The organism is Hoylesella timonensis 4401737 = DSM 22865 = JCM 15640 (assembly GCF_000455445.1).
Lineage (GTDB): Bacteria > Bacteroidota > Bacteroidia > Bacteroidales > Bacteroidaceae > Prevotella > Prevotella timonensis.
In genome coordinates, this window is record NZ_HG417091.1 from 39286 (window position 1) to 50025 (window position 10740).

Consider the following 10740-nt stretch of genomic DNA (forward strand, 5'->3'; position numbering starts at 1 on the left):
AATAACACCTCTAATACATGTTTCCAAGACCGTTAAGTCAATGTTCTAACACGAAAAGACCTCAATTTTATCAAAATCGGCATCATTTTGTTGGTCGTTTGCCTATTGATTTTTTCTATTTCGCAGATTTTAGATAGTCGTTTTTTGGTAAATTTATGCGACAAAAAACTTGTTTTGAAAGCGCTTTCATCGTTTCAAGTTCACTCCAAAAATCGGCAGCGATATTTTTGTTTGTCTTTTGCGATTTTCTTTCAAATTTCAGAATATGTAAATTTTAATCTGTATCTTTGTGCGAGAATAAAGAGGAATGTTTTCGAGTAAAAAAAGTGAAGCTTTATTAGCGAATATTCGTGAAAATAGGACATTAACGCGAGGCGAAAAGCTCAATTTAATTGTAGAGTTGAGTATTCCGTCAATTCTTGCGCAGATAACCACAGTGTTAATGTTCTTTATAGACGCCTCCATGGTAGGACATTTAGGCACCGAGGCGTCGGCTTCTATCGGTTTGGTGGAAAGTACCACGTGGCTATTGGGCAGTGTTACTGCCGCTGCTTCGATGGGTTTCTCGGTGCAAGTCGCCCATTTTATAGGAGCCAATGATTTTGTGAAAGCCCGACAAGTGTTTCGGCATGGACTGATTTGTACCCTGATGTTAAGTGTGGTCATAGCCTTCATTGCACTTTTTATTTATCAACCCTTACCCTTTTGGTTGGGAGGTACATCGGATATTGCGCGTGATGCTTCCCTTTACTTCTTAGTGTTTGGATTAGCCATGCCTTTCATGCAGCTCGCCAGCCTGACAGGAGCCATGCTGAAATGTTCTGGAAATATGCACATTCCGAGTGTTATCAGCGTGGGGATGTGTGTGATGGACGTCGTCTTTAATTATTTTTTCATTTATGTGTTGAATTTAGGCGTGTTGGGCGCTGCATTTGGTACGGCTACTGCCTTTTTGATAGGTTCGTTACTTCAAGCCTATTTTGCCATTTTTCGTAATAAGATACTGGCACTTGGACAAGATCACGAGCCATTTCGGTGGATGAGTAACTATGTTAAAAATGCCTTGAAAATTGGTGCACCCATGGCGGCTCAATCCATATTGATGAGTGGTGCACAGATTGTGAGTATCATTATTGTGGCACCGTTGGGCAAAGTTGCAATTGCAGCCAATACTTTCGCCATAACGGCAGAAAGTTTATGCTATATGCCAGGTTATGGAATTGGCGAAGCAGCAACTACGCTTGTAGGACAAAGTGTGGGTGCGGGGCGTTATGACGTGTGTAAAAGTTTTGCCTATATGACGGTATTTTTAGGAATGGCAGTGATGTCCGTCATGGCAGTATTGATGTATATTTTTGCTCCAGAAATGATAGGTATCCTTACACCTGTCGAGGAAATCCGTGTGTTGGGCATTCAGAGCTTGCGTATAGAGGCGTTTGCAGAGCCATTTTTTGCCGCTGCCATTGTGACGTATAGTGTATGTGTAGGTGCTGGCGACACCTTGAAACCAGCCATCATGAACTTGTTGTCCATGTGGTGCGTTCGACTTACGTTAGCAGCAATGTTGGCGCCCCAGTATGGATTGAAGGGAGTATGGATAGCCATGGCCATTGAATTATGCTTGAGAGGATGTATCTTCCTATATCGGTTGTTTTCTGGGAAATGGCTGCATAAGCTGCATCAAACAAGTTTGTAGGCTTAGAACTTGGGAAAATCATAATATTTTTATAATTTTGTGGCTGTCGTTTTTGTTAAACGAGGTGTGCAAATAGCTAATATCGCACAAATCTAAATCTTTATAATAAGCAATAAATAAAAACAATTGTATGGAAACCGAAAAACAAAACCAAGTGATTAGCCCTTTCCTCATCGAGGGAACTGTTAGTAAAATTTCACCTTTAGGGAATGGACTTATCAATGACACTTATAAGATTGAAACAAAAGAGGATAATTTTCCCGATTATGTTTTGCAACGTGTAAATAATGAAGTGTTTACAGATGTTGATTTGCTACAGCACAATATTGAAGTGGTGACCAATCACATTCGTGAAAAACTACAAAAACAAGGTGAGTCTGAGTTGGACAGAAAGGTGCTTCGATTCATCCCTACGAAGGAGGGAAAGACCTACTTTAAGGATAATGATGGCAAGTACTGGCGAATTAGTGTATTTATCCCAGATGCCAAAACGTATGAGTTAGTAGATGCAGCTCACTCGTACGATGCAGGCAAGGCATTTGGGCATTTTCAGTCAATGCTAACGGATGTACCAGAACAATTAGGTGAGACGATACCTGATTTTCACAACATGGAACTGCGTATGAATCAGCTGAGGGAAGCTGTTGAGGCTAATCCCGTAGGCAGAGTGGCAGAAGTGCAAGATATGTTGGACGAATTAGAGACACATGCCAACGAGATGTGCAAGGCAGAACAGTTATATCGTGATGGAAAACTGAAAAAGCGTATCTGTCACTGCGATACCAAGGTGAATAATATGTTGTTTGACGAAAAAGGCACAGTGCTTTGCGTCATTGATTTAGATACTGTCATGCCGAGTTTTATCTTCTCAGATTATGGAGATTTCTTACGTACAGGGGCTAATACGGTAGCAGAAGATTCCTCCGAATTTGATAAAATAGACTTTAGAATGGATATCTTCGAGGCGTTTACAAAAGGTTATTTAGAGTCTGCTCATCATTTTTTAGAGCCCATTGAAATAGAAAATTTACCCTACGCAGCCAAATTGTTCCCATTTATGCAATGTGTGCGCTTCTTGGCAGATTATATCAATGGTGACACCTATTATAAAATTAAGTATGACAAGCATAATTTAGTTCGTGCCAAAAACCAGCTCTGTCTCTTCAGAAGTGCTTGTACACACGAGCCAGCAATGAGGACATTTATCAAGGCATGCTTAAATGAAATCCAATAGGAATGAAGACATTAAATATACAAAAATTGCACCAACGTCCTTCTGCAGCTGCTATGATACCTGCCATCATGGATTCTCAGAAGATTGCATTTGAGACAATTTCGGTTGCCAATTGGCGTGAGCAATATCCATATACGCCGCAGGTGCGGTTTCGCATGGCTCATGATGAGGCAGCTGTCTATTTACACTACTGTGTGTCTGAAGACAGCGTGCGAGCTGTGGCGACCGAGGATAACGGGCGTGTTTGGGAAGATTCATGCTGCGAATTCTTTTCACAGCCTGCTGATGACGACACCTATTATAATATAGAGTGTAATTGTGTAGGTACTATTTTAGTAGGTTGCGGCAAAGGAAGAGAAGGACGTAAGTTGGCACCACAATCAGTACTTGAAAAGATTGATCGTTGGTCAACCTTTGGACGTTGTTCTTTTGAGGAGCGAGTGGGAACATACGATTGGCAATTGGCACTTATCATCCCTGTGGAAACATTCTTCCAGCATCAAATACGACCCTTGAGAGGGCGAACTATTCGTGCCAATTTCTATAAGTGTGGCGATGCCTTACAGAAACCACATTTCCTGTCATGGAATCCTATTGATATAGAGAAGCCCGATTTTCATCGTCCAGATTTCTTTGGTGAGCTAACGTTTGAGTAGACGAGTACCAAGGCGTTTCTCATTCTCTCCTTTTCGATAAGTTGTTTAGGAAAGAAATGATTAACTTTGCAACCTATGAGGAAAATCTTTAGAAAGATGGCGGTAGCGCCAACTTCGTTGTTAGTTTTGTGTGGTATCGTGCTGCTGTTCATGGCTTGTGGTGATAAGCATCGGAAAGAAACAAAAGAAAAGCAAGTCGATATAGCTATTGACGATAGTCTGCGTTCTCGGTTGGCAGCATTCGCACAAGACCACAGGGTGCAGGGTAAGTTTGCCTTTCATGTGTACGACCTTACAGCGGACAAGCCCGTATATGGCTACCACGAGACCTTGACACAGCCTTCGGCGTCGTGCTTGAAGTTGCTCAGTGGTGTGGCAGGGCTGCACCTTTTGGGTAGTGACTACATGTATATTACAGGCTTGTATCAACGGGGAAAGGTGTCTGATGGTGTCCTTCAAGGCGACCTGACCTTCAAGGGAAGCCTTGATCCACAGCTCAACGAACAGGAACTTGTGCGATTTGGGCAGGCAGCAAAGAAGAGAGGAATCAACAGAGTAGATGGTAAGATTTATGTAGATCTCGTGATACAGGAACCTGTGAAGAGCGAAGAACATTGGTATCCGTGGGATTTATCTTTCAGTCGATATGGTTTGTTTTACAAAGGTGCGCCTCGAGTGGTGAAGAGTTTGAAGAGTGTGATGCGCACTCAGGGTATCGCTTTCGCTGATAGTCAAGTGGTGTTGGGTGCAATGCCTGCTGGTTCAAAGGTTATTTACAGATACGGCACCCCCATCCATCGCATTGTCAAGCGCATGTGGAAGAACAGTTCCAACACTCAATCCACTGCACTGCTGTACACCATTGGCAACCGTATTAACACGCAAGCCGACCCAACAGCTACGGGGGTAGCATATCTTAGAAAGTTTTTAAGAGAGGATCTCGGCATGACCGACACCTCATTGGTTGTACACGATGGGTGTGGCTTATGTACTTACAATCATCTTTCTCCCCAAGCGTTGACGGCGATTCTCGTGTATGGGTATAAGGATAAGAGTATTCATACGATGCTTATGCAGAATTTGGCGATTGCAGGCGTTGATGGTTCGTTGGCTCATGAGATGACGGGACCAAAGACACGGGGTAAGATACACGCCAAGACGGGTACTCTGTCTCATCCTTATGGTATCAGTTCGCTGGCAGGTTATTGTCGCGGAAGCAATGGACACGACTTGGCATTTGCCGTAATGAGCAGCGAGATGTCTGTCCTTGATGCCCGCGTGCTGCAATGTAGGTTGTGCGAGAAACTATTAGAGTGACAAGTGTATTCTTACGGAAATGCCGTGTATCAATACCTCAATTGCGATATTGATACACGGCATTTTGCATATTTTGACTACCGTCCTATCAGTCGTATAAGTGCGGATATCGATCAGTTCCGTAAACACGAACTGGTATCGACTTTGAAGTGTAGAATCCCACCAAGCCTGTTCCACCCCTTACGTTGGATGGCATCTTGATGGGACCAGTTAAGTCGTTGTAGTCACTATAATACGTTGATTTCTTCAGATTTATCGCCTTCAGATAGTAATAGGCTGCTGGTGTGTACGACGAGAGGGTTGCCACCAGATCAAGTGATGTCTTTATACCTGGATCAGATATCCTATCAAATGGGTACAGTTTGGAATAAACGCTGATAGAACATTCCTGTCCGTTGAACAGAAGGTCATTGAAGACGCCCATCTTGTTCACCACATTGTTGGGCGAGACAAAGCCCATATCTGTTGAAGGTGTGCAGATTTTTCCTTCCATGATGATTGGGTCGCCCGTGGCAATGTACGAACTACCCATGTTGCGAGCGAAATATCGGTAGGTAGTCTCTGTTCTGTACAACGTGCTGTACTGGATGTACTTAGTTGTCTGGTACCCCGCCAGCGTCAGACGGTAATAATCGGCTCGCTCTCTATTGTCTTGAAATAAGAGACTAATCTTATACAGGTTGTCTACTCGCGCCATTTCATATTCGTCCACATAGCTTACATCCTTGACAAACTCGGTGCTGATGCGTTCAATCTTGTCAATGGGTTGCGGCACCGTCTCCTCTATGGAAGCCTGATAGTTGTTGTCAGGTGTGGATACCTCGATGCGCACATGGTCGCCTGGGCTAAAACGACCATGAATGATGTATTGCTCCGAACCCGCTGGAAGCTCACGCACGGTCTCGCGCAGGTTCCCATTGACCGATACTTTGATAGTGGCATCGGTGACAATCGTAGGATGATCAATGCCCGTGAACGACACCAACAGTCTGTTAACGGTGCTGTCGGCATTGATGAATCCATTTACCGACAGTTGCTTGCTGGCCGTCTTCGTGTCAAGCTCCAACTCGTTCTCGCATGCTGACAAACCGAAGAGCATGACCGAGAGGCAACAATATATGTAAGTTTTCATTCTGATCATTGTCATTAGAATTTATAAGTGAGGGTGAACGACGGCAGACAGGGTAGCAACGTGAATTTGGTTAGCTTGTTCGGCTGTTCCTTTGCGTACTCGTCAGTCTTTCTGAGTATGAAGTTTGGGTTCATTGCATTATAGGCATTGTACACGCTGACGTTCCATATCCGCTCAACGCCTCGTTTCAGTGTCTTGCGGAAATTGATGCCTAAGCAGAGCAGGTGCGTAGGCGGAAGTCTGTAGTTGTTGCGACTTGATACATAGCTACTCTCTTCCGTGCCTTCGGGAGTCATCTCAAATCCTTTCTGCAAGGAAATCGTTGCGGTTGCTCCAGAGTAGAACGACCATGTCGCATCCAAGTCAATGCCCTTGGTCATCTTCCAGTTTGCCACCATATTCACATTGTGTCGCCTGTCGTAGGTGAAGGGGAACCGCTCTCCACCATTCACGCCACTGTCCTTGCTAAACTTTCGGTCGCTCTTGGAAAGCGTGTACGACAGCCAGCCTGTTGCGCGTCCTGTAGTGCGTCGCAACATCAGTTCGATGCCTTTTGAACGTCCCTCGCCCATGCTGACCAGACGCTCCCAGTTGCCCGAGAATCCCATAAAGCTCATGCCGTCCTTGTATTCCAGCACGTTGTTGAGCTGCTTGTAATAGCCTTCCGCCGACAGTTCCCATCCTTTCCAGCCTGTGTAGTAGGCACCAACACTGTATTGTCTCGACCTTTCCGGTTTGATGTTATCGGTGATGGGAACCCACAAGTCGGTGGGAAGGGCAATGGGCATCGAGGTGAGCAGGTGGATATATTGCGACATCTCGCTGTACGATGCCTTCAATGTAACGTCGGACAGGGCTTGCCAACGCAGTGAGACACGCGGTTGAAACGTGAGGTACGACTTGTTTCTGACATGGAACATCGACAAAGACCCACCAGCATTGAGGGTAAGAGATGGCAGAATCCGCCAATCGTCCTCGGCATAAGCTAAGGCTTCGTGAGCGTAGATGGGATTGCTGGGGGAAGAATACTCGCCCAATCTGTTGACCTTTCCATCCTTTCCCTCTTCGGTGAAGCTGTTTCCAGAAGTCTCTGGGCTGAAGGTATGATAGGTGTAGGACGACCCAAATTTGATTCTATGTGAGGGAAGCGGCTCGTAATCAAAGTCGATGGCTGCCGACCAGTCCCGTATTTTCGACTGGTAGCTGGCGCTGTTCTTCTCAAGTACGTCGGTGCGCCACGAGTGTTCGTAGCTGTCCAAGTGCATGTTGTAATGGTTGTAGGCCGCCGTGATGTTGGCAAAGAGGTTGTTACTGAAGATGTGGTTCCATCGCAGTGAGGCGATGGTATTTCCCCAGTTGATGTCATCGCCGTAGGCAGAATTGATTTCGTAGCTGGATGAGCTGTAGCGATCCTTGTAGTCTTCTTTCAACATGTCGTGTCCTCGGTACACACTCAGATACAAACGGTCCGTATGCGAGAAGCGGTGGTTGAGCTTGAAGTGAAGGTCGTAGAATTGGTAGCCAAATTTCTCGTCGCCCTTCATAAACGGTTGCAGCACCCAGTTGATGTAGGTGGTGCGCGCAGAGAAGTTGAAAGAGGTGCGATTCTTTACGATCGGCCCTTCCAGCTGCACCCTACTGGTGAGCAAACCCAGCGATGCCGTTCCGTGAAAGTGGTTCATGTCGCCATCCTTTGTCCTCACATCGATGACCGACGACAACCGCCCGTTGTAGCGTGCGGGGTAGGAACTTTTGTAGAAGGTGACCTTCTTTAAGGCCTCTGGTGTGAACACCGAGAAGAAGCCAAACAGGTGGTCAATCTTGTAGATGGGTGTGCCGTCGAGCAAAATCAGGTTCTCGTCGCCATTGCCTCCCCTGACGTAGAAAGCCGATCCACCATCTGATCCCGGCTGCACGCCAGGCATGAGCTGTATGGTTCTGATGACATCCGTCTCACCAAGTAGTGAGGGCGTGTGTTCTATCTGGCTCACACCGATGTCTGTCACGCCCATGCCAGTGGCGAGGATTCCTGCATTGTCTTTCGCCGATGATACCACCACTTCTGGCAGGTTAGCGGATGGTGTCAGCTGGATGTTGACGACGGTGTCTTTGTCCAACACAAATGATTTCTGCATGCGTGCGTAGCCTACATACGAATAGTTCACCCGAACCTGTCCGGCGGGGAGCGTCAGTGTGTAAAATCCATACGAATTGGTTGTGGTCCCCATGTGACTGATAGCGTCCTGAACGGTTGCCCCGAGGAGCGTTTCACTGGAGTGGATGTCCTTGACATATCCGCTGATGGTGATGCGCTTTTGGGCTGAGGCCGCAAGACACAGTAAGGCGACCAAGCATAATACACATTTTTTCCAAATGTTCATAAATACAAAAAACGTCTTGCCTTCTTGCTTCGAAGGCGTTACTAAAGAATGAGTTATAAGAAACTGGCTGCAAAATTAGTAAAAAAGCAGGATGCAGACACTATGACACCATCATATTTTTTCGACGAACGTTTTTTTGACGCTTATCAATATTGATGATAATTTTTTATTTACCTTTGTACTCCCCATAAGCCATGCCCGTTTGAGGCTCTTGGTCGCAGGGGACAGTGGTGCCAGCAGTTGTAGTTTTGCTTGCATTCATTAATTGATAGGAGAAAGAAACATGGATCATTTACCATTACATGATATACCAATGTTGGTGTCCGCCATTAATTTTTTGTTGCGTGATGAGGAGTTCGACAATCTTGACCAAATCTGTTATCACTTCAATGTTGATAGGGAAGATCTGGAAAAGCGTCTGGCAGCTGGCGGGTTTCAATATTCAGCCGAGCTGAACAGGGTTTGGTAGTGGTTGATGTTGCATCAACGGTGCGTCATGAGTTGATAGAGTAAGTTCTTAACACATAAATTTTTAACTCATTAACTCAATAACTAAATAACGCATCAACTCACTAACTTACCAACTTATTAACTCAAAAACTCATCATCTTACCAACTTATCAACTCACAAACTCACAAACTCACCAACTTACAAACTCATCAACTCGCCTCATGATTCCCAAAGACAGCATAGAAACAGCTTATAGTTTTTTCCATCAAAAGTGGCAGGTGTATCGTTATTCAACCATGCAGTGGCAGAAAGAAGATATCGAATACGCCATCAGTTCGTATGTAGATAGCATGAACAAAGAATTGTATGCCCTGCTGGCAAGGGGGCGTGAAAATTTTTTGCAGCCGTCAGAAACATTTGCGAGTGAAATGGATGAGGCTGTACATCAATTGGAGAAAATGATGAATGGCATAACAACGTGAGTCCTCATATCCTCAAGAGTTACGCCTATCCCTACCGCCATACCTTTTTTAGGTATAAAAATATAGGGAAACACGGCTGGTGCTTCCCTACAAACTTGGCAACTAAGGTGTAGTTGCGAATGGCTGTATGCCGATTAGTCGACATGAATATTTTTGACAACAGCTCTCTTCATGCTTGAAGAATTTGCAAACAAATCTGCCTCTTGCCGTGAATACGCCCAAAATTCGGCATGTTTGTATATCGTTAACACATAGCGGTTTACGATTGTCTTGCACGATTTCTACCCCGTTTGGCAAGCTTTTTGAAGGGCAAAAGCATTGCATAAAAGGTCATATCTGCATGCTTTTGCGCAGCAAAGTCATGCAGATTGTCAACCAAAGTGATGCTGTTTAGCGGGTAAAGTCAATGCTTTACCGCTAAAATTTGCTTTTCCTGGCCAAATCATCCCCACGTTGCAGCCTGCTTGCCTATCGTTTTTTTCTAGTTTGAAAGTTTACAGGTGCCGTTTTTGAGGCAATAATTGGTCAAAAAACACAACAACGCGTGCGTCCCAGCACGCATGTTGCCATCATCGAATGATTCGCGCCTACGGGTTATTTAAACCCAAAGATGTCTTTCAGTTTCTGCCAAAAGCCCGAGCTTTCTACCTTGTCAGCAGCCTTGTCAACAGCCTGTGAAACGTCGTCGCTCTTCTCTTTGACAAACTTAGCTGCGTTTTGCACCTTCTCATTGTCTTTCAGTTTGTCGGCCACCTCATCGGTCTTTTCCTTCACAGTTTCGGTGATATCCTTTGCTTTTTCCCGCAAATTTTCTACAGTGTCCTTGGTGGTTTCTTTTGCGTTTTCAACGGCATCTTTGGCCTTGTCCTTCACATCGTCAGCCGTTTCTTTTGCTTTTTCTTTTAAGTCTTTTGCTGCTTGCTCAACTTTCTTTTCAGTTTCTTTCTTGCACTCGGTCTTGTTGTGGTCGTTCACCACTTCTTCTACCTTCTTCTTGGCATCCTGTACATGCTCGTTTTTCTCCAAGTCATCAATTCCTTTTTCAACCTTGTCCTTGGCTTTGTCAATGGCCTTCTCAGCCTTGTCTTTTGCCTCGTCGGCCTTCTTGGCGATGTTGTCAGTTGCCTTTTCTACTTTCTTTTCAACTTTATTTGCTTGTTTTTCTGCCTTATCCTTCACTTCTTCGGCAGTCTTTTTCACTTCTTCTTTCATATTTTTATGTGTTAAAGGGTGATGTCTACGAGCCAATGTGGCTGTAGGACTTTAATGTTAACTATTTTTACAAATGTACTAAAAATAAATGACTTATCAGTATGTTTTTACGAATATTTATTAAAAATGTCTTGAATAATTCATGATTTTGGGGTATTTTGTAGACGAATTAGCCCTTT

At 44.7% G+C, this 10740-nt stretch carries 9 protein-coding genes; 6 read left to right on the top strand and 3 right to left on the bottom strand.

Translation table 11 applies throughout. The features are described 5' to 3' along the window. Positions 1-307 precede the first annotated feature (307 nt). The 4 genes from BN35_RS02345 to BN35_RS02360 all read left to right on the top strand — a co-directional run bounded on the left by BN35_RS02345 (position 308) and on the right by BN35_RS02360 (position 4903). Complete coding sequence (locus BN35_RS02345; RefSeq protein WP_025073086.1) at positions 308-1696, top strand: MATE family efflux transporter; 1389 nt, start codon at positions 308-310, stop codon at positions 1694-1696. 130 nt (positions 1697-1826) lie between these two features. Beyond that, the gene (locus BN35_RS02350) at positions 1827-2930 is read left to right on the top strand and encodes a phosphotransferase enzyme family protein (RefSeq protein ID WP_025073087.1); all 1104 of its coding nucleotides are present in this window, start codon (positions 1827-1829) and stop codon (positions 2928-2930) included. Positions 2931-2932: 2 nt separating this feature from the next. After that, positions 2933-3586 (top strand): carbohydrate-binding family 9-like protein, encoded by a 654-nt coding sequence (locus BN35_RS02355; RefSeq protein ID WP_025073088.1) that lies wholly within the window; start codon positions 2933-2935, stop codon positions 3584-3586. 75 nt (positions 3587-3661) lie between these two features. Continuing rightward, positions 3662-4903: a D-alanyl-D-alanine carboxypeptidase/D-alanyl-D-alanine-endopeptidase gene (locus tag BN35_RS02360; RefSeq protein ID WP_051275213.1), complete on the top strand. Its 1242-nt coding sequence runs from the start codon at positions 3662-3664 to the stop codon at positions 4901-4903. Between the two features lie 88 nt (positions 4904-4991). Here the strand turns inward: BN35_RS02360 and BN35_RS02365 are convergent, their stop codons facing one another. Both BN35_RS02365 and BN35_RS02370 read right to left on the bottom strand, forming a co-directional pair. After that, positions 4992-6035 carry a DUF4249 domain-containing protein gene (locus BN35_RS02365; RefSeq protein ID WP_028901302.1) on the bottom strand — a complete coding sequence of 348 codons (1044 nt, stop codon included), beginning with the start codon at positions 6033-6035 and terminating at the stop codon, positions 4992-4994. Positions 6036-6049: 14 nt separating this feature from the next. Further along, positions 6050-8416: a TonB-dependent receptor gene (locus tag BN35_RS02370; protein ID WP_051275211.1), complete on the bottom strand. Its 2367-nt coding sequence runs from the start codon at positions 8414-8416 to the stop codon at positions 6050-6052. A 313-nt stretch (positions 8417-8729) separates the two neighbouring features. On the opposite strand from BN35_RS02370, the gene BN35_RS02375 reads away from it, so the two are divergent. Next, the gene (locus tag BN35_RS02375) at positions 8730-8885 is read left to right on the top strand and encodes a DUF4250 domain-containing protein (protein WP_174362010.1); all 156 of its coding nucleotides are present in this window, start codon (positions 8730-8732) and stop codon (positions 8883-8885) included. A 203-nt stretch (positions 8886-9088) separates the two neighbouring features. Beyond that, a complete protein-coding gene (locus BN35_RS02380) occupies positions 9089-9349 on the top strand; it encodes a hypothetical protein (protein ID WP_025073091.1) in 261 nt (86 codons plus the stop codon). 594 nt (positions 9350-9943) lie between these two features. Here the strand turns inward: BN35_RS02380 and BN35_RS12730 are convergent. Then, entirely contained in the window at positions 9944-10561 is a 618-nt protein-coding gene (locus BN35_RS12730; protein ID WP_051275210.1) for a hypothetical protein, read from the bottom strand. Positions 10562-10740 lie beyond the last annotated feature (179 nt).